The 25,139-nt window shown below is 60.9% G+C and carries 27 protein-coding genes and 2 tRNA genes; 19 read left to right on the forward strand and 10 right to left on the reverse strand.

Features of this window, described 5'->3' with window-relative positions; all coding sequences use genetic code 11:
* The first annotated feature begins 140 nt into the window (after window positions 1-140).
* The gene (locus GSP01_RS02660) at window positions 141-1,247 is read left to right on the forward strand and encodes an HlyD family secretion protein (protein WP_141350406.1); all 1,107 of its coding nucleotides are present in this window, start codon (window positions 141-143) and stop codon (window positions 1,245-1,247) included.
* A complete protein-coding gene (locus tag GSP01_RS02665; RefSeq protein WP_141350408.1) occupies window positions 1,244-2,821 on the forward strand; it encodes a DHA2 family efflux MFS transporter permease subunit in 1,578 nt (525 codons plus the stop codon). The genes GSP01_RS02660 and GSP01_RS02665 overlap by 4 nt, the downstream gene beginning before the upstream one ends.
* On the opposite strand, the gene GSP01_RS02670 is transcribed toward GSP01_RS02665, so the two are convergent.
* Window positions 2,815-3,465, reverse strand: a complete 651-nt coding sequence (locus tag GSP01_RS02670; RefSeq protein WP_141350410.1) for a TetR/AcrR family transcriptional regulator — start codon at window positions 3,463-3,465, stop codon at window positions 2,815-2,817. The genes GSP01_RS02665 and GSP01_RS02670 overlap by 7 nt on opposite strands.
* 98 nt (window positions 3,466-3,563) lie before the next feature.
* Here GSP01_RS02670 and GSP01_RS02675 point away from each other — a divergent pair, with 98 nt between their 5' ends.
* Entirely contained in the window at window positions 3,564-5,141 is a 1,578-nt protein-coding gene (locus GSP01_RS02675; protein WP_141350412.1) for an efflux transporter outer membrane subunit, read from the forward strand.
* 50 nt (window positions 5,142-5,191) lie between these two features.
* Here the strand turns inward: GSP01_RS02675 and fbaA are convergent, their stop codons facing one another.
* The gene (fbaA, locus tag GSP01_RS02680; protein WP_141350415.1) at window positions 5,192-6,268 is read right to left on the reverse strand and encodes a class II fructose-bisphosphate aldolase; all 1,077 of its coding nucleotides are present in this window, start codon (window positions 6,266-6,268) and stop codon (window positions 5,192-5,194) included.
* 170 nt (window positions 6,269-6,438) lie between these two features.
* On the opposite strand from fbaA, the gene GSP01_RS02685 reads away from it, so the two are divergent.
* The 6 genes from GSP01_RS02685 (at window position 6,439) to GSP01_RS02710 (ending at window position 10,952) form a co-directional block, all read left to right on the forward strand.
* Window positions 6,439-7,206 carry a response regulator gene (locus tag GSP01_RS02685; RefSeq protein ID WP_141350422.1) on the forward strand — a complete coding sequence of 256 codons (768 nt, stop codon included), beginning with the start codon at window positions 6,439-6,441 and terminating at the stop codon, window positions 7,204-7,206.
* Between the two features lie 20 nt (window positions 7,207-7,226).
* Window positions 7,227-8,591, forward strand: a complete 1,365-nt coding sequence (locus tag GSP01_RS02690) for an ATP-binding protein (RefSeq protein WP_141350424.1) — start codon at window positions 7,227-7,229, stop codon at window positions 8,589-8,591.
* Window positions 8,592-8,707: 116 nt separating this feature from the next.
* Window positions 8,708-9,271, forward strand: coding sequence for a NifU family protein (locus GSP01_RS02695; protein WP_141350642.1), 564 nt, complete (start codon window positions 8,708-8,710; stop codon window positions 9,269-9,271).
* A 3-nt stretch (window positions 9,272-9,274) separates the two neighbouring features.
* Window positions 9,275-9,895 carry a malonic semialdehyde reductase gene (locus GSP01_RS02700; protein WP_141350426.1) on the forward strand — a complete coding sequence of 207 codons (621 nt, stop codon included), beginning with the start codon at window positions 9,275-9,277 and terminating at the stop codon, window positions 9,893-9,895.
* Window positions 9,886-10,512, forward strand: a complete 627-nt coding sequence (tsaB, locus tag GSP01_RS02705; protein WP_141350644.1) for a tRNA (adenosine(37)-N6)-threonylcarbamoyltransferase complex dimerization subunit type 1 TsaB — start codon at window positions 9,886-9,888, stop codon at window positions 10,510-10,512. The genes GSP01_RS02700 and tsaB overlap by 10 nt, the downstream gene beginning before the upstream one ends.
* 32 nt (window positions 10,513-10,544) lie before the next feature.
* On the forward strand, window positions 10,545-10,952 hold the full coding sequence (locus tag GSP01_RS02710; protein WP_141350646.1) for a GNAT family N-acetyltransferase: 408 nt from the start codon (window positions 10,545-10,547) through the stop codon (window positions 10,950-10,952).
* Here the strand turns inward: GSP01_RS02710 and GSP01_RS02715 are convergent.
* The gene (locus GSP01_RS02715; RefSeq protein WP_141350428.1) at window positions 10,939-11,187 is read right to left on the reverse strand and encodes a sulfurtransferase TusA family protein; all 249 of its coding nucleotides are present in this window, start codon (window positions 11,185-11,187) and stop codon (window positions 10,939-10,941) included. The genes GSP01_RS02710 and GSP01_RS02715 overlap by 14 nt on opposite strands.
* Window positions 11,188-11,267: 80 nt before the next feature.
* Between GSP01_RS02715 and GSP01_RS02720 the strand changes: the two genes are divergently transcribed.
* The 5 genes from GSP01_RS02720 (at window position 11,268) to GSP01_RS02740 (ending at window position 15,506) form a co-directional block, all read left to right on the forward strand.
* Entirely contained in the window at window positions 11,268-11,675 is a 408-nt protein-coding gene (locus GSP01_RS02720) for a MucR family transcriptional regulator (protein WP_141350430.1), read from the forward strand.
* A 105-nt stretch (window positions 11,676-11,780) separates the two neighbouring features.
* Entirely contained in the window at window positions 11,781-12,314 is a 534-nt protein-coding gene (locus GSP01_RS02725; protein WP_141350433.1) for a Fur family transcriptional regulator, read from the forward strand.
* A 122-nt stretch (window positions 12,315-12,436) separates the two neighbouring features.
* A complete protein-coding gene (locus GSP01_RS02730) occupies window positions 12,437-13,267 on the forward strand; it encodes a GNAT family N-acetyltransferase (protein ID WP_011252341.1) in 831 nt (276 codons plus the stop codon).
* 74 nt (window positions 13,268-13,341) lie between these two features.
* On the forward strand, window positions 13,342-14,865 hold the full coding sequence (gene lnt / locus GSP01_RS02735; RefSeq protein WP_141350436.1) for an apolipoprotein N-acyltransferase: 1,524 nt from the start codon (window positions 13,342-13,344) through the stop codon (window positions 14,863-14,865).
* A 38-nt stretch (window positions 14,866-14,903) separates the two neighbouring features.
* Window positions 14,904-15,506, forward strand: coding sequence for a helix-turn-helix domain-containing protein (locus tag GSP01_RS02740; protein ID WP_373320026.1), 603 nt, complete (start codon window positions 14,904-14,906; stop codon window positions 15,504-15,506).
* Window positions 15,507-15,509: 3 nt separating this feature from the next.
* On the opposite strand, the gene GSP01_RS02745 is transcribed toward GSP01_RS02740, so the two are convergent.
* Window positions 15,510-16,172 carry a protein-tyrosine phosphatase family protein gene (locus GSP01_RS02745; RefSeq protein WP_141350650.1) on the reverse strand — a complete coding sequence of 221 codons (663 nt, stop codon included), beginning with the start codon at window positions 16,170-16,172 and terminating at the stop codon, window positions 15,510-15,512.
* Between the two features lie 178 nt (window positions 16,173-16,350).
* Between GSP01_RS02745 and GSP01_RS02750 the strand changes: the two genes are divergently transcribed.
* Both GSP01_RS02750 and GSP01_RS02755 read left to right on the forward strand, forming a co-directional pair.
* Window positions 16,351-16,665, forward strand: a complete 315-nt coding sequence (locus GSP01_RS02750; RefSeq protein ID WP_228123730.1) for a hypothetical protein — start codon at window positions 16,351-16,353, stop codon at window positions 16,663-16,665.
* Between the two features lie 100 nt (window positions 16,666-16,765).
* Window positions 16,766-18,328 carry a globin-coupled sensor protein gene (locus GSP01_RS02755; RefSeq protein WP_141350441.1) on the forward strand — a complete coding sequence of 521 codons (1,563 nt, stop codon included), beginning with the start codon at window positions 16,766-16,768 and terminating at the stop codon, window positions 18,326-18,328.
* A 15-nt stretch (window positions 18,329-18,343) separates the two neighbouring features.
* Here GSP01_RS02755 and GSP01_RS02760 read toward each other — a convergent pair whose 3' ends face one another.
* The 3 genes from GSP01_RS02760 to GSP01_RS02770 are packed head-to-tail and all read right to left on the reverse strand — an operon-like array spanning window position 18,344 to window position 20,158.
* Window positions 18,344-18,523, reverse strand: coding sequence for a Trm112 family protein (locus GSP01_RS02760; RefSeq protein WP_011252335.1), 180 nt, complete (start codon window positions 18,521-18,523; stop codon window positions 18,344-18,346).
* Window positions 18,524-18,525: 2 nt separating this feature from the next.
* Window positions 18,526-19,200 (reverse strand): LON peptidase substrate-binding domain-containing protein, encoded by a 675-nt coding sequence (locus tag GSP01_RS02765; RefSeq protein WP_141350444.1) that lies wholly within the window; start codon window positions 19,198-19,200, stop codon window positions 18,526-18,528.
* 4 nt (window positions 19,201-19,204) lie between these two features.
* Entirely contained in the window at window positions 19,205-20,158 is a 954-nt protein-coding gene (locus GSP01_RS02770; protein WP_141350447.1) for a thioredoxin family protein, read from the reverse strand.
* 185 nt (window positions 20,159-20,343) lie between these two features.
* Between GSP01_RS02770 and GSP01_RS02775 the strand changes: the two genes are divergently transcribed.
* The 3 genes from GSP01_RS02775 to GSP01_RS02785 all read left to right on the forward strand — a co-directional run bounded on the left by GSP01_RS02775 (window position 20,344) and on the right by GSP01_RS02785 (window position 22,186).
* Window positions 20,344-20,418: transfer RNA gene (locus GSP01_RS02775), tRNA-Gly, on the forward strand.
* Window positions 20,419-20,566: 148 nt separating this feature from the next.
* Window positions 20,567-20,641 (forward strand) — tRNA-Gly (locus GSP01_RS02780).
* A gap of 168 nt (window positions 20,642-20,809) precedes the next feature.
* A complete protein-coding gene (locus GSP01_RS02785; protein ID WP_167495461.1) occupies window positions 20,810-22,186 on the forward strand; it encodes an FAD/NAD(P)-binding protein in 1,377 nt (458 codons plus the stop codon).
* A gap of 4 nt (window positions 22,187-22,190) precedes the next feature.
* Here GSP01_RS02785 and GSP01_RS02790 read toward each other — a convergent pair whose 3' ends face one another.
* The 3 genes from GSP01_RS02790 to adhS all read right to left on the reverse strand — a co-directional run bounded on the left by GSP01_RS02790 (window position 22,191) and on the right by adhS (window position 25,110).
* The gene (locus GSP01_RS02790; protein ID WP_141350451.1) at window positions 22,191-23,795 is read right to left on the reverse strand and encodes a carbohydrate porin; all 1,605 of its coding nucleotides are present in this window, start codon (window positions 23,793-23,795) and stop codon (window positions 22,191-22,193) included.
* A gap of 218 nt (window positions 23,796-24,013) precedes the next feature.
* Entirely contained in the window at window positions 24,014-24,535 is a 522-nt protein-coding gene (gene ppa, locus GSP01_RS02795) for an inorganic diphosphatase (protein WP_141350453.1), read from the reverse strand.
* A 173-nt stretch (window positions 24,536-24,708) separates the two neighbouring features.
* Window positions 24,709-25,110, reverse strand: coding sequence for an alcohol dehydrogenase subunit III (gene adhS, locus GSP01_RS02800; RefSeq protein WP_062030014.1), 402 nt, complete (start codon window positions 25,108-25,110; stop codon window positions 24,709-24,711).
* Between the last annotated feature and the right edge of the window lie 29 nt (window positions 25,111-25,139).

A 25,139-nucleotide genomic window follows, 5' to 3' on the forward strand; every position in this document is an offset into this window, starting at 1 on the left:
GGATCAGTTTTTTCCAGCTTGAAGCCCATGAGACGATATGCCATGGATGACCGAACCGATCGGTCAGTAGAGGGTTTTCACGCCCCACAGCACATCCGGTCATGATCTGACAGACCTGTTTTCAAAGCGAGACAAACATTATGGCGCAAGGCGATCAGGCCGATCACGCGCAGGGTGACACGACATCCGACAAGAACGGAAAGCCGCAGAAAAAGCGCAATCCCCTTGTCCGTGTCGCGCTGATTCTGCTGGTGATTGTGGTGCTCGTGGGTATCGGGGCCTATCTTTTCCTGACCCGCAACAATATCGAGACGGATGACGCTTACACGGCTGGTCGCAAGATCGCCATTGCGCCCCACGTCAACGGTTACGTTACGCAGCTTCTGGTGAACGACAACCAGTTCGTCCATGCGGGTGACCTGCTCGTGCGGATTGACAGCCGCGATTATGCTGCGTCCCTGAAGAAGGCCGAAGCCGCCGTCTCTCAGGCGAAAGCCAATATCGATGCGTACCAGCTCATGCTGGCCGTGGCGCACAAGAACTTCCCGGGACAGCTCGTCACCGCGCAGGGTAATCTTGCCGCAGCGCAGGCGCAGCTTGTGAAGGCCGAAGCCGACTATCGCCGCCAGCGTTCGGTGGCCCGCGCTGCCACTTCGCAGCAGGACATTGATTATGCCCGCGCCGCGCTGGATCAGGCGAAAGCCCGCGTGTTGCAGGCCCAGGGTCAGCTGACGCAGGCGGAGCCGGTGAAGGAAAACGTGGCCAATGCGGACGCTCGCGTCACGCAGGAACAGGCCGCGCTCGCATCCGCTAATGCCGATCTGACTCAGGCCCGTCTGAACCTTGAATGGACGGAAGTCCGCGCCCCGCATGATGGCTGGGTTTCCCAGCGTAACGTCGAGCGCGGCAACTTCGTGCAGACCGGTCAGCAGATGTTCTCCATCGTCGAGCCAGAGGTCTGGGTCGTGGCGAACTACAAGGAAACGCAGCTCACCCACATGCGTCCGGGTCAGAAGGTGGACATCGAGGTCGATGCCTATCCGCAGCTCAAACTGCATGGCCATGTGGATTCCATCCAGCTCGGCTCGGGTGAATCCTTCAGCGCCTTCCCCCCGGAAAACGCGACCGGAAACTTCGTGAAAACGGTTCAGCGTATCCCGGTCAAGATCGTGGTGGATAGCGGACTTGATCCGAACCTTCCGCTGGCTCTTGGCCTGTCTGTCGAGCCGACGGTTTATGTGAAATGAGCGATACTGCCGGGCATCAGGACTGGAAACCCAGTCACAATCCGTGGCTTGTGGCCGTTACGGTCACGCTGGCGGCTTTCATGGAGGTGCTGGACACCACCATCGTCAACGTGGCGCTGCCACATATCGCGGGATCGCTCGGCAGTTCATACGACGACGCTACCTGGGCGCTGACGTCCTATCTGGTCGCGAACGGCATCGTGTTGACGATTTCGGGCTGGCTGTCGCGGCTCTTTGGTCGCAAACGCTACTTCCTGATCTGCATCACGATGTTCACCGTCTCGTCCTTCCTGTGCGGACTGGCGACATCGCTGCCGATGCTGGTGGTGTTCCGGCTTATGCAGGGCTTCTTCGGAGGCGGTCTGCAACCCAGTCAGCAATCCATCATTCTCGACACGTTCCCACCTGAAAAGCGCGGGGCGGCGTTCGGTCTGACGGCCATTGCCACCATTGTCGGGCCGGTTCTGGGCCCGATGCTGGGCGGTTACCTAACGGATAATTTCTCCTGGCGCTGGATCTTCTTCGTCAACGTGCCTTTCGGGATCCTGACGGTGATGGCCGTGACGGCCTTCGTCGAGGATCCGCCCTGGGAACGCAAGAGGCGCGAGAAGGTGGACGTGGTCGGCATCAGCTTGATTACGCTGGGTCTCGGCTGCCTCGAAGTCATGTGTGATCGTGGCGAGGATGACGACTGGTTTGGCTCGCCGTTCATTATCAGCATGGCCGTTCTGGGGGCGATCGGCGTCATCGGGGCAATCGTCTGGCTGTGCTATGCGAAGAACCCGCTGGTCCGCCTGTCGGTCCTCAAGGACCGCAACTTTGCGACGGGGATGCTTCTGATTTCGATGGTGGGTGCGACGCTTTATGCCTCGGCTATCATCGTTCCGCAGTTCGCTCAGCAGGTTCTTGGTTACACAGCGACGACATCCGGCCTGCTGTTGGCTCCGGGCGGTGTCGCGGTGATCTGTCTGATTCCCATCGTGGGCAGGCTGATGAAGTTCATCCAGATGCGCTATCTCATCGCGTTCGGGTTCTTCGCGATGGGCATGGCCATGTTCCAGGCATCGAACCTCTATGCCGGGATGGATTTCAGGCACCTGATGTTCTACCGCATCAGCCAGACAGCCTCGCTGGCCTTCCTGTTCGTGCCGATCTCCACGATCGCCTATTCGACCCTGCCGCGTGAGCTGAATTCCGATGCGTCGGCCCTGTTCTCGATGGCCCGGAACTATGTCGGCTCGCTGGCGATTTCGCTTGCCACCGCTGCCATCATCGAGACCCGGCAGCGGCATCAGACCTATGTGACGGACCATATGACCCCGGCGAACCCGGAGTTCAACAGCTATATCGCTACCGTCCAGCAGGCCGCACAGGCGCATGGCATGGCTCCGGCACAGGCGCACAGCTTCGCGATGTACCGGCTTTTTCAGGAGTTTACCTCGCAGGTCTCCATGTTGGCCTATAACGAAGTGTTCGACTGGATCGGCGTGATCGCGCTGTTCGTGGTGCCTCTGTGCTTCCTGCTGTCACCCAACGGCAAGAAGGAGGCCCAGGCCTCCGGTGGCGGTCACTGATGGCGGGGTTCGTAGATCTTCATAAAGCTGTCGGCGGTGAAAGCCGCGAATGTCGCAATGGCGGCATCGCTGTCATCGACCGGCAATCCGAAACGGCGGCGCTGTACGATGCGGGTCTGGCACATGAGCATGAACTGCTCGGCCGACAGGCGCGGATCGGGGATGTCCAGCTCACCGCGGTCCACGATGCGCGTCAGGTATTCCGTCAGGTTGCTGAGCTTCCTGTCGAAGCCATACCGCCAGAACGTGTCGGCCAGATTGGGAAATTTCTCGACCTCGCCCACGATGATGCGATACAGCCCCAGCGCCACCGGGGAAATCAGCATATGGACCGCTATTTCCGCAAACCGGATCAGTGTCAGGCGGACGGATTGTTCATCGCTGCGCGAAAGCGCCTCGATCGGTGTAAGACGGCAGCGGACCTGTTCTTCGAAGAACGCGGAGAACAAGGACGCCTTGCCATCAAAATGATTGTAGAGCGTTCCCTTGGAGACGCCTGCCACCTGCGCGATCCGGGACATGGATGCCCCTTCGTAGCCATCCGCCAGAAAGACCGTTCCCGCGCCTTTCAGGATCTGTTCGCGCTTGGCGCATCCTCCAGGGTCGGCGCTGCCCGCGTGGCCGTCGTCCATGATGCCCGTCATGTGAGCGAGAGATCCTTCTATCCGTCAGGTCGAGTTCCTGACATGCTGACCGAACCGGTCGGTCACCGCAAGATCATTTCCGCCTCAGGAGTTTCTTTGTGAGCGCAGCCTTCACTTCCCGCGCGCTGCTTTGCGGCTGCGCCCTGTTCACCTTGTCCGGCTGCCTCATGGTGGGGCCTGAATACCATGCGCCCAAGCCCTGGTCGCCGGCACATTACGCTGATCATGCGGCCGGCGCGCCCGACAGCACCGTCAGCGAGATGAAGGCCGACAGCCACTGGTGGCAGATCTTCCACGATCCGGAACTCACCTCGCTGGAAGACCGTCTGGTCAACCAGAACCTGTCTTTCCGCCTTGCGACTGCCAATCTGGCGCAGAGCCGCGCGCAGCTCATCATGGCCGGGGCTGAGCGCTTCCCGACCCTGAGCGCTTCGGGCTCGTACCAGCGTAGCCAGTACAGCACCAAGGAAATGCAGGAGATCATCAGCCGGGTGGGCGGCAATATCGCAAAGTCCGCGGGGAACACCGCCGGAGCTTCGGTCGGTCCGCTTCTTCAGGGTGCAGCCGATGGCGCTACGGTTCCGCTGTTGAACCAGTGGCGTAGCGCGATTGATGCGACCTATGAAATTGACCTGTGGGGCCGTGTCGCGCACCAGTACGACGCCGCCAAAGCCGATCTTCAGGCTACGGACGAGGAGCGGCGCTCCATTCTTATTGCCCAGCAGGCCGACATGGCGCATGGCTATATGAGCCTGCGCGGCGACCAGCAGCGCCTGAAGATCCTGCGCGACAATATCAAGGTCCTGACCCAGATCGCCAGCATCGCACAGGACCGCTATCGCGGCGGTCTGGTGACGGAACTGGATGTGGATTCCGCACAGGCCCGCCTGCATGATACACAGGGTCAGGAAGCACAGCTTGAACAGGCCGTGGCGCAGGAAGAGAACGCGCTCGCCCTGCTTCTGGGCGCCCCGCCAGAGAGCCTCAACACTGAACTGGAAAAGAACGCCGGCGTGCCGGTCGTCCCGCCGGTGGTGCCTGTCGGCCTCCCGTCCGAGCTGGCCCATCGCCGCCCGGACATCCGCGAGGCCGAAGCCCGTCTGCGCGGTGCCGTCGCCGAAGTGGGCGAGGCCACGGCGGATTTCTATCCAAAGGTTACGATCAACGCCGATTTTGGCTTCCAGACCCTGTCCTTCCGTGATCTGGGCTTCTGGAATGCGCGGGCGTGGAATGTCGGCCCGTCCATCTCTTTGCCGATTTTTCAGGGCGGTCGTCTGTACGGTCAGCTTGAGTTGAAGAAATACGCTCAGAAGGCGGCCGCGATTTCCTATCAGCAGACGGTCATCAAGGCCTGGCATAACGTGGATAACGCGCTGATCGCCTATCGTGACGAGCAGCTTCACCGTCAGGGCCTACAGAACGCCGTCAACGACAATAGCAAGGCGCTCATGCTGGCCCAGAGCCAGTATCGCAGCGGTTTGACGAACTACCTGAACGTCCTGAACGCACAGGCGCAGCTCCAGTCCGCCCAGCTTGACCTCGCCAACAGCGATGCCACGCTGGCGACGAACCTGACGCGCCTTTACAACGCGCTCGGCGGTGGTTGGGAGGATGCACTTCCCGACAGCCGGGACGTAGCCAAGGCGCAGCTCGCTTCCGCCACGCCCGGCCCCTGAAATCCGGCAAACCTGTTCAGGAGGCTGGAGCCTCCTGAAGGCTGCTCCTGTCAGGATTTGCGGGCGACGGACCGACCCTTGGAGCCCAGGATCTCGAAGGCTTCATCCAGGCGTTCGACAATGGACTTCTCGCCCACGCGCAGCCATTTGCGCGGATCGTAGAGCGACTTCATCGGTTTGTCGGTGTCGGGATCGATCTGGTGCTGGAAAGCCACCGGATGTTTCAGAACATAGCTGCCCACGCCATGCGCGAACGCGAACTGGATGTCGGTATCGAGGTTCATCTTGAACACGCCATAGGACACAGCAGCGTCGATTTCCGCGATCGTGGATCCCGATCCGCCATGGAAAACCAGTGGCAGCGGCTTGGGGCCGCTCTGCGTCGCTTTCTGAACGGCATCCTGCGAATTTTTCAGGATTTCGGGGCGAAGCTGCACATTGCCCGGCTTGTAAACACCATGAACATTGCCGAAGGACGCAGCGATCGACACCGTCCCGATCGGGGAGAGCAATTCCCAGGCCTTCAGCACGTCCTCTGGCTGCGTGTAGAGATGCGCGTTGTCCGCACCTTCCTCGAGGTCATGGCCGATGCCATCTTCCTCGCCACCCGTAACGCCCAGTTCGATTTCCAGCCCCATTCCCAGCGGTGCCAGACGCTTCAGCATGGAAGCTGAAGTCGCAAGATTTTCTTCCAGCGGTTCCGTGGAAAGGTCGAGCATGTGGGACGTGAACAGCGGCTTGCCGGTCGCCTTGAACTCGTCCTCGCTCATCGTAATGAGGTCGTCGAGCCAGGGGATCAGCTTGCGGTCGGCGTGGTCGGTATGGAGAATGACGGCAATGCCGTATTCCTTCGCCAGAAGATGGACATGACGCGCCATGGACGCCGCGCCCAGCACACGGGCCCGATGGGCATCTGGCAGACCTTCGCCCGCGTAAAAACGCGCCCCACCGTTGGAAACCTGGATGATGACGTCCGATCCGTTGCGGGCAGCCGCTTCCAGAACCGCGTTGACGCTGTCGGTGCCGACGACATTGATGGCGGGAAGGGCATAGCCCCCTTCGTGGCAGGCCTTGATCAAGGCCGTATAACTGGCGCCACTGACGACGCCGGGAGAAACTCGTGACATGGGCGACTCCGACTGAACGCATGAAACGGGCCAGCAGAACGGGCATGGCCGTGATGTGTTGTACTGTACGATGTTAATCTCTTTTCGTCATGAGCGCTAAAGTGTCGGGAACAGTTGTTTTCAGGATTTGTTGCTTGTGATGCCAACCCTGTGGAGACTATGGAAAAGACATGGTGCCAAATCTTTCTGACCCCGATCTCCCCGCCCGTATCCTCGTTGTCGAAGATGATGCGGGCATGCGGACCCTCATTCTTCGTGCCCTCCAGGGCGGCGGTTTCCGTGCCCGTGGCGTTGCCTGCGGGGACGAGATGTGGGCTGCGCTTGAAGTGGCCCCCGTCGATCTCATCATCATGGACATTATGCTGCCCGGCAAAAGCGGCATCGAACTGTGCCGCGCGCTGCGCAGCGGGCAGGGGGCCACGCATGAGAACGAAACCTCGCCGGCCCAGGTGCCGATCATCATGGTTTCAGCCCGTGGCGAGGAACGCGACCGCGTAAACGGTCTCGAATCGGGCGCGGACGACTACGTTCCCAAGCCCTTCGGCCAGCGCGAACTTCTGGCGCGTGTGCGCGCGGTGCTACGCCGCGGCATCGCTACCGGTGCGCCGCAGGAGCGTGTGCGTCGCGAGACGCTGCGTTTCGCAGGCTGGACGCTCGACCTGCGCCGTCGCGAACTGACGGACCCGTCCGGAGCCACCGTCGATATTTCCGGCGCGGAGCACGATCTGCTGACGAGCTTTCTGGACAATCCGCAGCGGGTTATCGCCCGTGACCGGCTTCTGGAACTGTCACGAACCCGTCTGGGCGACGTGTCGGACCGCAGCATTGACGTTCTCGTCAGCCGTCTGCGCCGCAAACTGGGCTCTGACGCCGATCAGCTGATCCGTACGGTGCGCGGTCTGGGTTACATCTTCGTGGCCGAGGTTGAACGGGTCTGAACATCCAGCATCGCATTCTGATGTGGCCGCTGGGGCTGGTCGGGCGCGTCTGCGTTGTCCTGACCGTCGCAGTGACACTGGTGTTCCTCACGAATGCCATTTTCTACGGTCAGGCAGAGACCTACATTGTTGATGACGTGCGTATCGCCCAGCTGGGCGAGGCGCTGAGTACGGATCTTCGCGTTCTCGCCGCAGCGCCCGTCAGCCAGAGATCCTTTTTGGCCGTGATGCTTTCGGGCAGTGAACTCAGCGTGGCGTGGCAGCCAGCCTCGATCACGCCTGCGCTGCCGGGGCACTACCCGGTTGCACTTACGCAGCTCGTCAGGCGTCTGACCGCAGACGATCCCATTCTCGAACAGGCCCATCTGGAACTGTATACGCTTGGGCCGGGAAGTGCGGATGTGCTGGGCTCTCAGCGCCTGCCGGATGGAAGCTACATCCATTTCCGTGTGCCAGGCATGCTCGGTCATCACCGCGTCACGCGTGGTCTGGCTTCGGCCGCTATCGCAGCAGGCGCAGTAGCCATTGCGGCGGCCATGTTGATCCGCGGCCTCAGTATGCCGCTCCGCGCCCTGGTCTCGGTGGCGGATCGGATCGGCTCCAGCGAGAAATGGGTGCCGCTGGCCGAACGCGGACCGCCCGAAGTCCGCGGGCTGGCCCACGCCATCAACGCTATGCAGGACCGCATCCAGAGCCTCATCAATGATCGCACACAGGCGCTGGCAGCCGTCTCTCACGACTTGCGGACGCCTCTAACCCGCCTGCGCCTGCGCTGTGGCTTTCTCAGTGACGGCGAAGCACAGGCCGCCATCGAGGCCGATCTGGACGAAATGGAAGCCATGGTGAACGGTATTCTGGCGTATCTCGCTGGCGCCGATGATCCGGAAGTGCCTCGTACCATCAATATTGTCGCTACGCTCGAAACCCTTGTGGATGATCATGTTGATCGCGGGCACGAGGCCCGTTACGAAGGGCCGGACCGCGCTCTGCTCCATGTCCGTCCGCTCGCCATGAAGCGCGTGCTGTCAAACCTGATCGAAAACGCCATCAATTACGGCGGCAATGTCCTCGCCACTCTCCGCACCCGCGAGGACGGCGCATTGGAGATCTCCATTAGTGACAGTGGCCCCGGCATCCCCGAAAGTGAATACCAACGCGTCCTGACCCCGTTCTATCGTCTGGAAGGGTCGCGCTCGCGCACCACAGGGGGAATCGGCCTAGGGCTTGCAATCGTTCAGCGTGAAATCGCTCGCGAGGGCGGCTCTCTGGTTCTGGGGCGTGGAGATGCCTTGAGAGGCTATGGCGGCCTACGCGCGACCATCATCCTGCCCCGTGGACTCCCTTCTCCGGCAAGGAAAACCGAGGGGCAGAGCGAGCAGGTCTGAAAACACCCGGCCTGCCGTAAAAACACGGGAAGTCGGACCAATGTAGTCCCGACACTTGCACCTTGGGGCGAAGTGGCACATGTCAGGGCGGACTGGAACGCAAGGACATGACCACGATGTTCATCGAGACCGAAGACACTCCCAATCCCGCTACCCTGAAATTCCTGCCCGGCCGCAGCGTGACCGGCGATGCCCGGCCCGTTGATTTCGGTGATGCCGATGTCGCTCTCGGACGCTCCGAACTGGCGACCGCGCTGTTCGACCAGCCGAACGTGCGCCGCGTCTTCCTTGGCGGCGATTTCGTCTCTGTCACGAAGTCTGACGACATCAGCTGGGGCGATCTCAAGCCCATCGTGCTGGGCACGATCACGACCTTCTTCGAAAGTGGCCGCCCGGTTCTTTCGGGAACGCAGTCCGCTCCGGAACATGACGTTGCTCCCGAGGATGCCGAAGTCGTCAGCCGTATTCAGGACCTGCTGGACACGCGCGTGCGGCCTGCCGTGGCCGGTGACGGCGGCGACATCGCATTTCGCGGCTACAAGGACGGCGTGGTCTATCTGGCCATGCAGGGCGCATGCTCCGGCTGCCCGTCCTCCCGCGCGACCCTGAAGCACGGCGTTGAGAACATGCTGCGGCACTATGTTCCCGAAGTCGTCTCGGTCGAACAGGTCGAGGACTGAACCATGGACGGCCAGACAGCCCCTGATTGCGCCCCGGTTCCGGGCGCGGAAGCCCTGTTCACGCAGGCCCGGACGCCGCGCAGTTTTTCGCCGCGCCCGGTCGGGGAAGATGTCCTGCGCCGTCTGTACGATCTGGTGAAGCTGGGGCCGACATCCGGTAACTGCTCGCCGGGTCGTTTCGTTTTCCTGACGACGCAGGATGCCCGTGAGCGCATCCGCCCCGCGCTGTCGCCGGGAAATGTGGCTCGCGCCATGGCCGCTCCGGTTCTGGCTGTTGTCTGCCATGATCCGCTGTTTTTTGAGGCGCTGCCCCGGCTGAACCCGCAGGAGGGCCTGCGCGACTGGTTTGCCGCTGATGTGGGCCTTTCCGATGAAACGGCGTTTCGCAACGGCACGCTTGAAGGTGCCTATCTCATCATGGCCGCCCGGATGCTGGGCCTGTCCGCCATGCCGATGTCCGGCTTTGACTGTTTCATGGTCGAGGACACGCTGTTGAACGCCACCGGCTGGCGCGTGAACTTCCTTGTCGGGCTGGGCTATCCGGCAGAAAACGAACCCGCCCCCGATCATGCCGAACAGCGTGCGCCCCGTCTGGACTTCGGGGAAGCGTGTCTGTGTCTGTAAGGACAGTTGTTTTCAACGGGGCAGGGGCCGGTACTGGTCTGACCAGTCTGGTGGCGCTTGTTCAGGACGGGCATGTCGTCGCAGAAAAACTGATGGCCGGTCGCGGCGCTTCTGAACATTTCGCCCCCGCCATCCGTGACCTCCTGACGCAGAGCAACTGGACCACGCCCCCAGATCGCGTCGTCGCCGTCATCGGTCCGGGCTCGTTCACGGGCCTGCGCTCGTCCCTGTCGCTGGCAGCAGGACTGGCGGCCGGCTGGAACTGCCCCACGATCGGCGTCACGCTTGGTGCGGCCATCCGTGCCACGCTTGCCCGTCCGGACGCCGTTTGTGTCAGTATCGCCCGTCGTGGCCGGGTTTTCGTGGATCCGCCGTATGGTCCTGTCACCGCCAGTCAGACTGCCGATCTTGATCCCGCAGGCTGGGCCTGCGTGACGGGCGACGCTGTTTCTGAAAAGACCGACTGGCCCTGTCCAGTGCTTCCCTGCGAGACCCCTGATGCGCTGGGCATTCTGCAGGCGGCGCTGGGCGTTACGCCCGGTCCGTTGATGCCGCTCTATGTCGACCCTCCTGAAGCTAAGCCCCCCGCTGCCGGCCTGAGGTCTGCGCCACTGTGAACAGTCCTGAAAAGGATTTTCAGTTACGCGTCATGGGGATCGAATGTGCGTCGCTTCTTGCAGCGCTGCATGAAGTCACATTTCGCGGCGGAGAAGTCTGGGACGCAACTTCATTTGCCGCCCTGCTTTCAGGTCCAGGGACTGAAGCGACGCTTGCCGTGATAGACACTGTTCCCGTCGGCTTCATTCTTACACGGTCCATTCTGGACGAGACGGAAATCCTGACCCTGGCCGTACACCCGGATTTCCGGCGCCGCGGCATAGGACAGGCTCTGGTGCAGAACGTTCTGGGTAAAGGTAAAGTATTTCTGGAGGTAGCAGTCTGTAATAATCAGGCAGCTGCGCTGTATGAGAAGTGCTCTTTTGTAAAAGCCGGGATCCGTCGCGCTTATTACAGGGACGGAAGCGATGCCCTGGTACTTGTTTCTAGCAATGTTTAACGGTCAGGTAGTAAAGATTTTGGCTGCCAGTAACAGGTGAATTTTCTAGAATTGTATGGCCGAGTGCCTTTACCGACGCGCAAACATTCTTCCGTGTTTCTGTTCCGCGAAGGTGGATCTCAAGTCTCTGTCCGGAAGTCATGGTGTCAAGTTTCACCCGGACATATACTGTGGTCATGGGGCATTTTTTTTCAGTTATATCTATGAAAAATGTTTCATTTTCTGTCACGCGCATATTTCCTTTTTTTATGCTTGAACTGGCCAATTTATGACTGCTACATGCTCACTCGCTCAAGGATGAAGGACTTAATTACAATGTCGCAAGAGACAAATGCCCCCGAACTGCATCAGCTGACCGCGCAGATCGTCACGGCCTATGTATCGAACAACGATATTCCGGCTGACGCTCTTCCGGCTTTGATCCGGTCCGTTCATGACTCTCTTGCAACGGTGAACGTTCCGGAAGAGGCTCCTGTTGAAAAGCCTGTGCCGGCTGTTTCGCCGCGCAAGTCGGTTTTTCCGGACTACATCATCTGCCTGGAAGACGGTAAGAAGCTGAAGCTGCTGCGCCGTCACCTCAAGACCGCCTATAACATGACGCCGCAGGAATACCGTGAGCGCTGGGGTCTGCCGCCGGAATATCCGATGGTTGCGCCGAACTACGTGAACCACCGCTCCTCTCTGGCCCGCAAGATCGGCCTCGGCCGTCGTCGCGAAGACTGAGAGTCGCTTTTTCCTGCCGCCGGTTTCTTCATCCTGGCGGTAGGAAAAAGTCTGACAGGCTCCACGAAGTGGACAAGATGCCTGTTTTTCGGCTAGTCCGCAGATATGGTCGCAGATACGAAAATCGCCGAGAGACGCGCCAGCCTAGGGAATCGGAAGGCCCCGTCTTCCCCTGTGCCGGATGATTCGCACATTGCCCGCCTGTGTGTGGAAAGCGGCCTGAAAATGACCGGGCAGAGACGGGTGATCGCCCATGTTCTGTCCGTGGCTGATGATCACCCGGACGTCGAGGAACTGTATCGCCGCGCGTCCGAGATCGACAGCCGCATTTCCGTGGCAACGGTCTACCGCACCGTCCGCCTTCTGGAAGAAAAAGGCATTCTCGAACGCCGTGATTTCGGTGGCGGTCGTGCACGTTACGAAGCCAGTGACAGCGGCAATCACTATCATCTGATCGATGTGGACAGTGGCCGCGTCGTCGAATTTGAGGACGAGGAGCCGGTCCGTCTTCTGGCCCAGCTTGCCCAGCGTCTGGGGTTTGACCTTGTCTCGCATCGGATCGAATTGTTCGGCCGCCGCGCCGAACCTGATGACAGGCAAACATCTCCTTCAGAAAACAGCAACAAGAGCGGATCATGACCACCAAACCGGCTGGCACACCTCTTTCCGTTCCAGATGACGCCACAGTCGCTTCAGTTTCGGCGCCTGCATCGGCTCCGGCACCCCATACGCTGGCCAGCAGCGAGGAAACGCTGCGTCAGATGGAGACGCTCTCCACGCTTTCCCTGAACCGCGAAGGCGGCTTTCAGGAACTGCGGGGCGGCACGCTGGGTGTGCGCATCGCCGAGACGGCTGAGGAACGCGATGCCGCTCAAGCTCTACGCTATCGTGTTTTCTTCGAGGAGCTCGGCGCCCGTCCTGATGAACGTGCCTTCCGCACCAAACGTGACGTGGACGAATTCGATGAGGCCGCCGATCACCTTCTGGTCATCGACCACGCCAAAGGCCCGGGCGCTGCTGGCGTCGTCGGTACCTACCGTCTGTTGCGCTCTGACGCTGCCGAGAAGGTTGGGCGTTTTTACACGTCTTCCGAATATGACATTTCGACCTTGACGGAATTTCCCGGTCGACTGCTTGAAGTCGGGCGCTCCTGTGTCGCGAAGGAATATCGCGGCCGGTCTGCGATGCAGCTCCTGTGGCGCGGTATTGCCTCCTACATCTTCCTGCACCGGATCGACGTGCTGTTTGGCTGCGGCAGTCTTCCGGGCACGAACCCGGACGCTCTGGCCGACCAGCTCACTTACATGCATCATAACCACCTGGCCCCGCCGGCACTGCGCATCCGCGCGCTTCCGGACCGTTATGTGGAAATGCAGCGGACTGACCCGCACGTGTTGGATTACCGCGCCTGCCTCAACAAACTGCCACCGTTGATCAAGGGTTATCTGCGACTGGGTGGCTATGTCGGTGACGGCGCGGTCGTGGACGAGCAGTTCAACACGACGGATGTCGCTGTTCTGGTGAAGAGCGAACTTCTGGCGGATAAATATTACCGACATTACGAACGTCGCCTGCGCGACGCTCTCGACTGAGCTTTCCCGCAGCCGGACCTTCACAGTCCGGCTGTTTTCTGTTTCAGCCTTTTCGTCAGCCGGACGGTTCCTTCATGATTTCGACGCTCCCTGTCCGTGGCTGGCGCCTGGCCGGACTGATGTTGCTCGCCGGTGGGTTGGCAGCGCTGTCCCTGCCGCCGGTGCACGTCCTGTTCCTGCTGCCTGTGGGACTGATGATCCTCTATCGCGTCTCCGAAGACGCGCGCTCATGGAAACAGGCGGCCTGGTGCGGATTCATGTTCGGCATGGGCTTTCACACAGTCGGGCTCTACTGGCTGACCAACGCCATTCTTACCCGTGTTCATGAATTCTGGTGGGTTGTCCCCTTCGCGTCCCCCGGCGTGGCACTACTGATCGCCCCCTTCATCTGCGTCCCGGCGATCCTGTGTCGCGTAGTACGTCCCGGCTGGCGGCGGGTGCTGATGTTCGCAGGAAGCTGGACCGTCATGGACATGGGGCGCGTCTTCATGTTCTCGGGCTTTCCGTGGAACCCGCTGGGCAGTGATCTTGAACTCCCGGGTTTCGTCGGAGACGTCATGATCCAGCCGGCTTCGGTTCTGGGCGTAGACGGCCTGTCGCTTGCATTAGTGCTCGGCTCTCTCGCTCTGTTCCGTGGCAGACGCGCGGCTGTGGGCGTGCTGGCTGTGTCCGTGTTGTGGATCGCCGCAGGAGCATGGCGCCTGTCGTCCGCCACGCCGCTGAACATTATCAATCCCCGCGCGGTTCTGGTGCAGGGCAACGTGCCTGAAGCTGAAGTCATCAGCCACGCGGACGCGGTCGGTAATTTCCGCCGCTATCTGAGCCTGACCGCGCAGGGCGCCCAGAAAGCCTTCGCGGAGGGTAGTCGTTCGCCTGTGGTGATCTGGCCGGAATCTGGCTTTCCTGGCCTTCTGGATGAGGACACGCTGGCCCGGCAGATGATCGCCCGCGCCGCCGATGGCGCCCCGGCGCTGATCGGTTCGGACCGTGAATCCGGCAAGGACTGGTTCAACAGCCTGATTGCCGTTGCTCCTGATGGAAGCATTGCGGCGATCTACGATAAGAGCCGTCTCGTCCCGTTCGGAGAATACCAGCCCTGGATCCTGCCTTTCAACGTCCTGCCGGGCGTCCTGACACCGGGGTCGGGCCTGAAAACCTGGGATCTTCCGGGTATAGGGCGCGTAGGCCCGATGGTCTGCTACGAGATCATTTTCTCGGGCTCCGTCACGGCCCGGAATGAGCGCCCGAACTGGCTCGTCACGATCTCGAATGACGCCTGGTACGGCAATAGTGCCGGCCCCCGCCAGCATCTCGCCACGGGACGGATGCGGGCCGTGGAAGAAGGGCTTCCGGTTGTCTTCGCCAACAATACCGGTATTTCCGCCATCTATGACGCCACCGGACACGAGACGGCCCGTCTGGGCTGGGGCCGGGCCGGCGTGCTGGTTAGTGATATTCCGTCACCGCTTCCCCCGACCTTCTTTTCCCGTTTCGGCCGCGCCACCCCGCTTGCGCTGTCAATTCTGTGCATGATTCTGGCGCTCATCCCCACAGAACGTAAGAAGCGTGACTGGGACATGGGGGTGTATAAAGGTTAACATTGACAATCCAGGGTTGTCTTATTAACCATTTGCGTGTGTCAGAAAAAGAATCCTCCCCGGATCGCACCCGCCCTGAATCCCGCAGTTCCGCTGCTGCCGGACCGGTGGATGTCCATGTCGGCAACCGCATCCGGCTGCGTCGCACACTCATGGGGCTGTCGCAGGAAAAACTCGGCGAGGCTCTGGGGCTGACCTTCCAGCAAATCCAGAAATACGAGCGCGGGGCCAACCGCGTGGGCGCTAGCCGCCTCTACGATCTGGCGCAGGTTCTGGATGTGCCGATCGGCTTCTTTTTTGATGATATGCAGGAGGTGCGCCCGTCCGCACCGTCCAGCGCATCACGGCCGTTTTCCGGTTCCGCTCCAACATTCAATCCGGCTTTCGACCAGACGCCTGCTGTGCAGTCCCCCGTCACGGGGTTCGCTGAGACGCAGTCGGCATTCGGGGCCCCACCGCCTCGTCCGGCTGCACCGCCGCCGCGTCTGTTCGATCTTCCAGTGGACGAGGCCGCCCTGTTCGGCCGCCGCGAGACGGTCGATCTGGTACGCTCCTATTACCGCATCCCGGACCCTGCGGTCCGCAAGCGGATGCTGGACCTGATCCGCTCTCTCGGCCCGGCAGACGTCAAGCCGGATTGAGGCCTATTCCCGGCGCAGAATGCTGTCGTTTACGAAGGATGCCAGCTTCCCGGCCTTGAAATCGGCCCGTAGACGGTCCTCGTCATACTCGTCCCGAACCCAGTCCAGAAACGGCAGGCGCCCTTCCGCTTCTTTCTGATAGCGGAGGAAGAACGCGTCCAGAATGCCCGTGCGCGAGCGGTTGAAATGCCCGAACCGCCAGTGCAACTGCCCCAGTGCGTCCTGAGCCGTGCCGCCTTCAAACATCAGCACCAGACCTGACGCCAGGCCTGCCCGGTCCGCACCGGACTTGCAATGCATGAGCATGGGGAAGGTGAGCGTCTGGTACATGTCGTAAAAGCGCAGGATACGGTCCCGGTGCGGCGCGCCCCGGCTCTCGAAAGCCATGTCCAGATGCGTCAGTCCCAGTTTCGCGCTGGCGCCCCGGGATAGCGCATCCGAGCCGCATTTGCGATGCCCGCGCAGGTTCACGAGCGTCTTCAGATGCAGCCGTCGCGTCAGGCTGCGCAGGCGTGCGGGCGTGGGATGATTACAGCGCCAGACCTTGCCCGGCACGACAGGGGCGAGGTTGGTCCAGCCCAGCCGGAAGATGGAATGGTCCACGAACAGACTGTCCCACCAGGCGCGGCGCCGCGCGGCGGGAGACGTGATCCGGCCTTCGAACATGGTGAATGCATCCTTGCTGGACATGCCGCTCGGCAGGGACGGGCGGCGGGGAAGAACGCGCTGTGTCCCATCCCGCAAAGGGATGCGTCAACCGCCGAAAAGTGCTATGTTGTGTCTTATGCGCTTCGTTTCCCCTTTCTTCATGCTCTCGTTTCTCGCCACGGCAGGATGTGGGTCCATGTTCAGCGGGCCCGCGCCAGACATGGCCGCCCTCCCGCCGCCAGGCGCCGCCCCTGGCCATTATTCCCATAACTCCCACCGCAGCCCCCATCACCGTCATGCCAGCGGCACGTCCTATGCCGATGATGCTCCGGTCATGCCGATGCCGCCGGGTGCAGAAAGTCCGCCCTCGGCCTCGCATGATACGGCCAACAGCGCGTCTCCGGGGAGTGTGTCCTTCGGCGGCGGTCAGGGCAACAGCGTCAATATCGCTCCCCAGCCCGCAACCCCCGATACCGAAGTCTCCTACGGACAGAACAACGCGTCCAACTGATCCCGGGATTGTCGGCCCTTCTTCATGATTGCGTAACTCTTGGTGTGTTACGGGCATTGCTCTGAACACGCGCCAAATCGACGCTCTGGAGACTCCGACTATGACTGAGCAGGTCAAGGCAGACATTGCCGAGCGGCTGCTGTTTCTTGGCATCGGCGCAGCTGAGAAAGCTCATCTGGCCAGAATCCGCCCTCAGGCGCTGGGGGTGCTCGGGCCTGCGCTGGACCGCTTCTATGGTCGGATTCACAAGACTCCGGCCCTGAACCGCTTTTTTGCCAACGAGCAGCATCGCATCGGTGCACGCAACCAGCAGGAAAAGCACTGGAAGCGGATTCTTCAAGGTGACTTCGGTGCCGATTATGTCGAGAGCACCCGCGCCATCGGCAACACCCATGCCCGGATCGGCCTCAAGCCGCAGTGGTATGTCGGCGGTTATGCCCTGCTGATTGAAGGTATGGTGACGGACCTGCTCCGCCAGTACTGGCCGCAACCGCGCCGCAGCCTGCTCGATCGCCTTTTGCGACGTCCGGCCCGGGGAACCTCCGCCGAGGAGGCCGCAGCGCAGATTGGCCTGCTGATCCGCTGCGGTCTTCTGGACATGGAACTCGGGCTGGAAACCTACACGCAAAATCTGGATGTCCGTGAGCGTTCACGCGCCGAAAACGAGCGGATACAGAGCCTTGCCGCCCTGTCGGACGCGCTGGCGGACGCGCTCGATCGCATGGCCGGAGGCGATCTGGTCCAGCAGATCGACCCGGCGCTGGAAAACGGCTCGACCCGCATGAGCGGTGCTTTCCATCGGGCCTGCGAAGGGCTGGGACGTATTGTCCATGCCGTCCGTGAAACTTCCGGAGCCGTGGAGCAGCGCGCGCGCGAAATCAGTGGCTCCACCGAGAACATCACCTGCCGCATCGCCGAACAGGTCGACGCCCTGGCGGCTGTGGCCCGCAACATTACGGAACTGACGTCTTCGGTGAAAGAAGTCGCCGACGAAGCCCGTCAGGCCGATACGACCGTAGCCGACTGCTGTCAGGAAACCGAGCAGGGCCGCGATATCGTCGCCAAAACCGTCGAGGCCATGGCCAAGATTTCATCGTCTTCCAACCGCATCGTCCAGATCATCGGCGTGATCGACGAGATCGCGTTCCAGACCAATCTTCTGGCCCTCAACGCCGGCGTCGAAGCTGCCCATGCCGGGGACGCGGGGCGTGGTTTTGCAGTTGTCGCACAGGAAATCCGGGCTCTGGCCCAGCGTTCCGCCACGGCCGCCAAGGAAATCAAATCCCTGATCGCCAGTAGCATGGAAGATGTGCAGCGCGGCGTGCAGATGGTCGACGAAACCGGAACGGCCCTGGGTAATATCAGCACGTCCGTCGAGCGTCTGGGAACGGCGGTGGGACAGATCGCCTCGGGGGCTGAGGCCCAGGCCCGGCGCATTATGGACATCAACGCCAGCACGACGCAGCTCGAGGGGGTGACCAAAAGCAACGCCGCGATCGTCCACCAGACCAGTGGCGCCAGTCAGAAACTGGTGGGTGATGCTGGCGAACTGACGCGCGTTGTACGGAACTTCAAGGTCCGCAAAAGCCCCTCCCGCCCGTCACAGCGCGTGCTGGAGGGCCGGAAAACACCTTCTCCGACCAGTACCACAGAAAAGGCCTGATCTCCCGGACAGGGATCAGGCGTCGATCTGGCGTGCCTCTTCGGGCAGCATGATGGGAATGCCGTCCCGGATCGGGAAAGCCAGCTTCGCCCGGGGGCTGATGAGCTCCTGGGTCTCGCGGTCATAGGTCAGCGGCCCCTTGGTAACCGGGCAGACCAGAAGGGATAGGAGGCGGGGATCGAGTTCAGTCGTCATAACTATTCCATGCCCCTCTCAAGAAGATCCAGCAAGAGCCCGGCGCGTTCATCCAACGTCATGGCTTCCAGAAGAGACTGTTTTTCCACCGGAGTGAACGGCACGAGCATCGGCAGGACAACCAGCAGCGTTTCATCGTCCATATCTTCGATCAGCGGCCAGCTTGCCTGTAGGTCGCGGGATTCCAGATAGGTTTTAAGGCCGTTCAACAGCAGATCGCGGTTGATTGGCAGGGGATCTTCCTCGACGAGGTCTGCCGCGAAGGGGGTGGCGTCTATGATGCCTTCGCGCCATCCCTGATCTGTCGATGTCTCGCGGATCAGGCGAAACCGGGAAATGCCGAGCAGGGTTACGGAGAATGTGCCATCGACATGTTCGGTAAATTCCGTGATGCGGCCCAGTGTTCCGGTCCGGTAGAGCAGAGGGTGTTCGTCCGTGTCCGGGTCCATGAGGGGCTGGATCACGCCGATCATCCGCCGCCCGGCCAGCGCATCCTCAAGCAGGGCCACATAAGGAGGCTCAAAGACCAGCAGTGGCAGGTGCCCGCCCGGCAGCAGCAGCGCGCCCGAAAGCGGGAACAGGCCGACACGTGGCGGAATGTCGGCGAGCGTCAGTTCCGTCAGGGGGGGCGCACGGCGGGGACGTTCGGCGGATGGAAGGTCGGGCGTTTCGGTCATCGGCTCACGAAAACAGAAGGGAAGAGAGTTTGCGTCGTGCCGCCAGCGTATCAGGATCCGTATGCCCCCACGCTTCGAAAAAGCGCAGAAGTTCTGTTTTTGCGGCGCCGTCGTTCCAGTTACGATCCTTGCGGAGGATATCGAGCAGGGTATTGGCGGCTTCCGCACGCTCGCCTGCGCCGTTGAGGGCGGCGGCCAGTCTGAGGCGCAGGTCGAAATCGTTCGGTGAGGCAGCGCTCTGCCGGCTAAGCGTTTCAAGTTCTGAGGCGGCCTTGGCGCCCTCGGTGTGGAGGGCCAGCGCAGCGCGGGCACCGGTGACCTCGGAATGCCTGTCCAGCTTTGCAGGCACCTGCGCGGAAGCGTCCTGGGCGGCTTCGGGTTCGTTCAGGGCAATGAGCGCCCGGATCATGCCGCCCCAGGCTTCAGGGTTTTCAGGCTCGGATTCCAGAAGCTGCGAGAACAGAGCGGCGGCCTGATCCGCGTGTCCGTCTGCCAACGCCTGACGGGCTGCTGCCAGGATTTCCGTTGCTGGCATGACGTCACCGGCCAGTTTCAGAAGGGATTCCACGAAACGGCGGACTTCGCTTTCCGGCTGGGCACCCTGGAAAAGATCCAGCACCTGACCTTTCCAGAAAGCCACGACAAGCGGAATGGACTGGAGCGGTAGACCCAGTTGGCCGAGTTGTGCGGCGAGGGCCTGATTGGCTTCCACATCGACCTTGACGAGTCTGACGCGCCCTCCAGCCGCCTGGACGACCTTTTCGAGTACAGGGGTGAGCTGTTTGCAAGGACCGCACCAGGGAGCCCAGAAATCGACCAGAACCGGGATTTCCCGACTGGCTTCCACGACATCTGTCATGAAATTCGTCTGATCGGCGTCAATGATGGTGGCGGCTGCGCCTGCCGCTGCTTTGCTGGAAGACTGACCAATCAGGTGTTCGTCGAATGTGCTGCTCATGGGGGCGGAAACCGTTCGCTGGAAAGACAAGTTCCCTGAAAGATCGGATGTGCGTCTCCGGTGTGCAAGTCCCGGGTGCTGTCCTGTGACTTGGGGTGTTGTGTCTGAAAAAGAATATTGCTTCTGAATCGAAAAATTCCTCTTGCGCTGTGATGTTGATTCGGTCATAAGCCCCTCCACGGAGTGCGGGCGTAGCTCAGGGGTAGAGCACAACCTTGCCAAGGTTGGGGTCGTGGGTTCGAATCCCATCGCCCGCTCCATCGAAAAAGGCACCTTCGGGTGCCTTTTTTCGTTTCAGATTTCCCCTCCTGGCCGATATCAGTTTTCATGTCTGAGCACTGTTGGCGGAAGGTGCATGTTGCCTCTTGCACGATGTTCGGGATTCGGCCATAAGCCCCTCCACGGAGTGCGGGCGTAGCTCAGGGGTAGAGCACAACCTTGCCAAGGTTGGGGTCGTGGGTTCGAATCCCATCGCCCGCTCCAGAAGGTTTCCAGAATATTGAAAATTACGGACTATTGCCTTCTGGGGCAGGTTTTCTGATGTTCTGTTGAGCGGTTTTCGAGAACGTCTGTTACGAAACGTCCTGCTCAGTTTCCGTTGTTTTAGTCATGCTCCGCTTTGCAGACGATTCAGTGGAGAAAAACGGCAGCATGTCCCCTTCAGACCGCCCTCTCATTGTTATCATAGGAGGCGGGGCCAGCGGAACGCTGCTGGCCTGGAACCTACGCAGGATGCATGTTCAGGCGCGGATCATCGTGATCGATCCTGCGGAACGCCCTGCGGTCGGGCTGGCCTATTCCACGCTGTCTCCCTGCCATTTTCTCAATGTTCCAGCGGGCGGCATGAGTGCTGATCCCGATGATCCGGAGCATTTCCTGCGCTGGCTCCGTGTGCATCACGATGCGGAAGTCACGCCCGGCCAGTTCATGCCGAGGGCTGTGTTCGGGCAGTATCTGTCCAGTCTCTGGGCGGAGGGGCGTCCTGAGTGGCGGCAGACCAGCGTGCTGTCCTGCCATCGCGTCGCGGGGCGGCTGGAACTGGCGCTCGGTGATGGAGAGAGGCTTCAGGCAGATCAGGTTGTGCTCGCGACCGGCAATTTCGGCCCCGCGCCTGTTGCCAAGGTAGACCCGGACTTGGTTTTGAGGAGGCAGTATCATCCCTCGGGCTGGGACAACGGATTCTATGACCGGATCGCGCCTGATGCGGCTGTTGTTCTGATCGGAACGGGGCTGACCTCCCTCGACGTGCTGATGCGCCTGCGCGAAAACGGTCATCGGGGGCGGGTTGTGGCCCTGTCCCGTCATGGCTGGTGTCCCGAGCGTCATGCGCCTTCCGCTCCCGCAAAAACGGCCATCATTCCCGCCGGAACACCTGCGACGGCGCGGGCATATTTCCGGGCGTTCCGGGCCAGTCTGGCCAAAGGGAGTGGCTGGCGAAGTGTGGTCGATGCGCTGCGTCCGCGGATCAATCCGCTGTGGCAGGCTCTGGATCTGGCGGAAAAACAGCGCTTCCGGCGGCATCTTCAGCGACGCTGGGACATCGTGCGGCATCGCGTGGCGCCGGATGTGGCAGATTTCATGAGGGCGGAACTGGAAAATGGCACGCTGGATTGCCGGCGGGGGCAGGTAACCCATCTGGCTCTGGAGGCCGGGCGCGTGCTGATCCGGGCACGTGACAGGACAGGCCTGTTCACGCTGTCCGCCGATCATGTTGTGAATTGTACGGGACCAAGCCGGGCTTACCGGCAGATGGCAGATACTCTTCCCCATGAGCTTCTGGAAGCCGGAATGGTGCGGGAGACCGCTCTGGGTGGATTGCACTGTCGCGAGGATGGCGCGCTGACAGATGCGGCCGGGCGCTGTTCTGGAGACTTGTTCGCGCTGGGGCCGATGCGCTGGGGAACATTGTTCGAGACGACGGCCATTCCGGAAATCCGCAGGCAGGCAGCAGATCTGGCCGCTTTGCTGACAGAACGGTGTGGGCGGAACGTAAAGGAAGCATCGTGGGAAACGATGCTTCCTGGATAGGGGATCAGAAGAACTGGACGTGGCTTTTGAAGCCGAGCATTGCTGCGTCCTTGAGGGCCTTCTGGGCGCCTGGGTGGAAATAGTACTGGAAGTCGGGCGCGAAGGTGATGCCGCGCATGACATGAATGCGGTAGGTTGCTTCGAACACTTCACCAAAGGTCTGTGGCGTCAGAGAGCTGGCCATGAGGGGTAGTCCGGACATGGCCTGCAGACGCTCCGTTGCTGTCGCGTATTTGGAGACGCGCACATAGGAGAAGTTGATGCCGATCGTATCCAGCGGACGGGCTGCCCAGAATCCGCTGTCGATAAGGCCGGCGGAATATTGCTGCGCTCTGAGCTGCGTGCGGGGGCTGTTGGCATACATGCCGCCCAGCAGAATCAGACCCGCATCCGCATTGCCTTTGACGTGATGGCGCAGGATCATCTGATCCGCGAGTACCCAGGCCGACCATGAGTAGTTCAGGGTGCGGGCCGACTTTCCGGTCAGGACATACGGCTGCCCGTTTACATCGTAATAATTGTCCTTATGCGGTGCATTGTCGATTGTATAGCCAACCTTGTAATGGCCGGGCAGCTTGTCTTTTCCGAACAGGGGCTCCCAGCCAGCTTCGACCGGAATGGCCTCGCCGTGGATGTCCGCACCGTTAAATTTGAAGCCCGTACGATACTGCGTGTTGGCGTAAATGCCGGCCTGGGAAAAATAGACGCCCGTCTGGATGTAGGTGCTGGTGGTGGGGCGTGTCCGCACTCGGAACGCCCAGCTTGCATCCGGATAGGATGAATGGGTGATATTGTCGGAAGATGCTTTGGGGTTTCCGCAGAACGCGTTGTTCTGGAAAGTGCAGTACAGCGGGCTGGCGGAGAAATCGTTCAGGAATGGAATACGGCCGCCCGCAAGGTCCACACGGCCCTTGGCGATCGTCTCTTCCGCGTAGGCGTAGACGAGATGGACGACCACGTTGCCGCCTGCACCGTAAATTTCGGAGCTCGGGTTGAGGTTGTCACCGAACATACGGCTACCAGGGATGCCGTACCGGCCCACGACGAGCGCATGGGTCGAGAAGCCGCGTACATTGGCAAGCTTTTCCCAGTCGATATCGTTTTCAAGGCTGTACTGGCCGGCATTGCTGCTGCCCTGACGCAGGCCATAGCCCTTGGTGGGGCTGGTGATGGCGCCCGAAAACTCGTTGGTCGTATCCATCATGATGGCCACGCCCCGGTCCCGCAACCAGGTGTTCCAGCCGAATGGATCGACGAGAATGGCTTCGGGATGCGGCAGGGGCGGGACCCATTCATTGCCGAAATAGATCTGGTTCAACGGCGTGCTGACGCGCTCGCTGGGCAGTTCGGAGTTTTCGGAGGGCCAGACGACTGGTGTCTCGGGTTGCAAGGGCGCCGTGACCTGGATCTGGGTCACTTTTGCATTGGGGGTGTAGCTCTGGACGGTTAATGGCGCTGAGCTGGAAGCAAACGTGGTTCTGGAGACGGGAGATGTCTGTGCGGTGCCATCCTGAGCTGTGGTGCTTGTGGCTCCAAGGCTCTGGGCGATTGCGCAGGAGGGAAGAAATGTGGCCAGGCAGAAAACTGCGTGGATATGGACTCGAGACAAGCCGCTGATTCCTTGGAAAGCAGATTAGCAACGGCGATATAACACATATTTAGCGATAAAGTTTATGAAATAGTGTTACTTAAGTCGTAAATAATCACAAAACGATGTTATGTCAGGTGAGAAAAAACCCTGTCTCCCGAGGGGAGACAGGGTTTTTGCAAAAGTATCGGGCGGGCTCGTGCACGGAGCTGATACGCCCGGCTTGAGCCTGATCGGTCTTATTTGGCGGCGGCGAGCGCTTCCATGATGACCTTGCCGGCTTCTGTCTTGTCAGCCCAGCCCGTGACCTTGACCCACTTGTTGGGCTCCAGATCCTTGTAGCGCTCGAAGAAATGCGTGATCGCCTTCTTCGTGATTTCAGGCAGGTCGTCCACTGAATGCACGTTGGAGAACTGCGGATGCACCTTGTCGTGCGGGACGCAGATGATCTTCTCGTCCTGGCCGCTTTCGTCTTCCATCTTCAGCATGCCGATCGGACGGGCGCGGATCACGGAGCCCGGAACAACGGCTGCTGGCGTCAGGACAAGGGCGTCGGCCGGATCGCCATCGGCTGCCAGCGTGCCCGGAATGAAGCCGTAGGCAGCCGGATAGGCCATCGGCGTGAAGAGGAAACGGTCAACGATGAGGGCGCCGCTGTCCTTGTCCACTTCGTACTTCACCTGCGATCCCTGCGGGATTTCGATGACGACGTTGATGTCGTTGGGCAGGTCCTTGCCGGGCGAGATTTTGGAAATGTCCATGATGTTCATGTCCTGAACTGTTTGGAGAGGCGGGGATATTACCGGCGCCTGTGGTCCCTGCCCAGAGCGGAAAGGGGCGAAGCCCGGCCCAGCGGCGGGAAGTGTGCATAAAAAAACTCCCCGTGCCGTGGGGCAGGGGAGTTTTTGCGAAATCCGGGTCCTGCGGGCAGGGCTCAGAGCATCGGCTGTGCGGCCTTGACGGCTGCGTGACAGGCGGCGCGGCGGTCGTCTTCGTTCGTGTAGGCCACGAGGTAGAAGCGCTTGCCGTTGCTGTCGAAGTAACCGGCGGTGCCGAGCGCATAGTCGAAATTGCCGACCGTCTGTTCGGTTGCCTTGTACTTCTCGCTCAGCCCGTAAAGAACCGGGTTGCCTTCGTCATAGGAGACGTACTGCTGCTCGACGCAGTAGTTCATGATGCCGGCGAGATTGGCGGGCGAAACGCCCGTGAAGTCCTTGCTTGGCGTGCCCTGAACGGCTGGCGGGGGCGGGGGGGACTGTTCCTGTGCCATGGCGGCCTGGGAAGCCAGACCGAGCCCGAGGGCGAGGCCGAGGACGGGCACGATACGACGAAACATCACGGTATCCTTAGTTCTGAAACCCAGTA

The organism is Gluconobacter sphaericus NBRC 12467, assembly GCF_006539125.1.
GTDB classification, from domain to species: Bacteria; Pseudomonadota; Alphaproteobacteria; order Acetobacterales; family Acetobacteraceae; genus Gluconobacter; species Gluconobacter sphaericus.

What these genes read in the sequence shown, in the direction of transcription:
- GSP01_RS02690 (WP_141350424.1), top strand. Translation starts at nt 7,227, where the DNA reads ATGTGGCCGCTGGGGCTGGTCGGGCGCGTCTGCGTTGTCCTGACCGTC.
- GSP01_RS02720 (WP_141350430.1), top strand. Translation starts at nt 11,268, where the DNA reads ATGTCGCAAGAGACAAATGCCCCCGAACTGCATCAGCTGACCGCGCAG.
- GSP01_RS02750 (WP_228123730.1), top strand. Translation starts at nt 16,351, where the DNA reads ATGTTCAGCGGGCCCGCGCCAGACATGGCCGCCCTCCCGCCGCCAGGC.
- GSP01_RS02785 (WP_167495461.1), top strand. Translation starts at nt 20,810, where the DNA reads ATGTCCCCTTCAGACCGCCCTCTCATTGTTATCATAGGAGGCGGGGCC.
- GSP01_RS02745 (WP_141350650.1), bottom strand. Translation starts at nt 16,172, where the DNA reads ATGTTCGAAGGCCGGATCACGTCTCCCGCCGCGCGGCGCCGCGCCTGG.
- GSP01_RS02715 (WP_141350428.1), bottom strand. Translation starts at nt 11,187, where the DNA reads ATGCGCGTGACAGAAAATGAAACATTTTTCATAGATATAACTGAAAAA.
- GSP01_RS02755 (WP_141350441.1), top strand. Translation starts at nt 16,766, where the DNA reads ATGACTGAGCAGGTCAAGGCAGACATTGCCGAGCGGCTGCTGTTTCTT.
- GSP01_RS02760 (WP_011252335.1), bottom strand. Translation starts at nt 18,523, where the DNA reads ATGACGACTGAACTCGATCCCCGCCTCCTATCCCTTCTGGTCTGCCCG.
- GSP01_RS02730 (WP_011252341.1), top strand. Translation starts at nt 12,437, where the DNA reads ATGGAGACGCTCTCCACGCTTTCCCTGAACCGCGAAGGCGGCTTTCAG.
- fbaA (WP_141350415.1), bottom strand. Translation starts at nt 6,268, where the DNA reads ATGTCACGAGTTTCTCCCGGCGTCGTCAGTGGCGCCAGTTATACGGCC.
- adhS (WP_062030014.1), bottom strand. Translation starts at nt 25,110, where the DNA reads ATGTTTCGTCGTATCGTGCCCGTCCTCGGCCTCGCCCTCGGGCTCGGT.
- GSP01_RS02700 (WP_141350426.1), top strand. Translation starts at nt 9,275, where the DNA reads ATGGACGGCCAGACAGCCCCTGATTGCGCCCCGGTTCCGGGCGCGGAA.
- GSP01_RS02725 (WP_141350433.1), top strand. Translation starts at nt 11,781, where the DNA reads ATGGTCGCAGATACGAAAATCGCCGAGAGACGCGCCAGCCTAGGGAAT.
- GSP01_RS02710 (WP_141350646.1), top strand. Translation starts at nt 10,545, where the DNA reads ATGGGGATCGAATGTGCGTCGCTTCTTGCAGCGCTGCATGAAGTCACA.
- ppa (WP_141350453.1), bottom strand. Translation starts at nt 24,535, where the DNA reads ATGGACATTTCCAAAATCTCGCCCGGCAAGGACCTGCCCAACGACATC.
- GSP01_RS02765 (WP_141350444.1), bottom strand. Translation starts at nt 19,200, where the DNA reads ATGACCGAAACGCCCGACCTTCCATCCGCCGAACGTCCCCGCCGTGCG.
- lnt (WP_141350436.1), top strand. Translation starts at nt 13,342, where the DNA reads ATGATTTCGACGCTCCCTGTCCGTGGCTGGCGCCTGGCCGGACTGATG.
- GSP01_RS02770 (WP_141350447.1), bottom strand. Translation starts at nt 20,158, where the DNA reads ATGAGCAGCACATTCGACGAACACCTGATTGGTCAGTCTTCCAGCAAA.
- GSP01_RS02695 (WP_141350642.1), top strand. Translation starts at nt 8,708, where the DNA reads ATGTTCATCGAGACCGAAGACACTCCCAATCCCGCTACCCTGAAATTC.
- GSP01_RS02660 (WP_141350406.1), top strand. Translation starts at nt 141, where the DNA reads ATGGCGCAAGGCGATCAGGCCGATCACGCGCAGGGTGACACGACATCC.
- GSP01_RS02670 (WP_141350410.1), bottom strand. Translation starts at nt 3,465, where the DNA reads ATGACGGGCATCATGGACGACGGCCACGCGGGCAGCGCCGACCCTGGA.
- GSP01_RS02685 (WP_141350422.1), top strand. Translation starts at nt 6,439, where the DNA reads ATGGTGCCAAATCTTTCTGACCCCGATCTCCCCGCCCGTATCCTCGTT.
- GSP01_RS02665 (WP_141350408.1), top strand. Translation starts at nt 1,244, where the DNA reads ATGAGCGATACTGCCGGGCATCAGGACTGGAAACCCAGTCACAATCCG.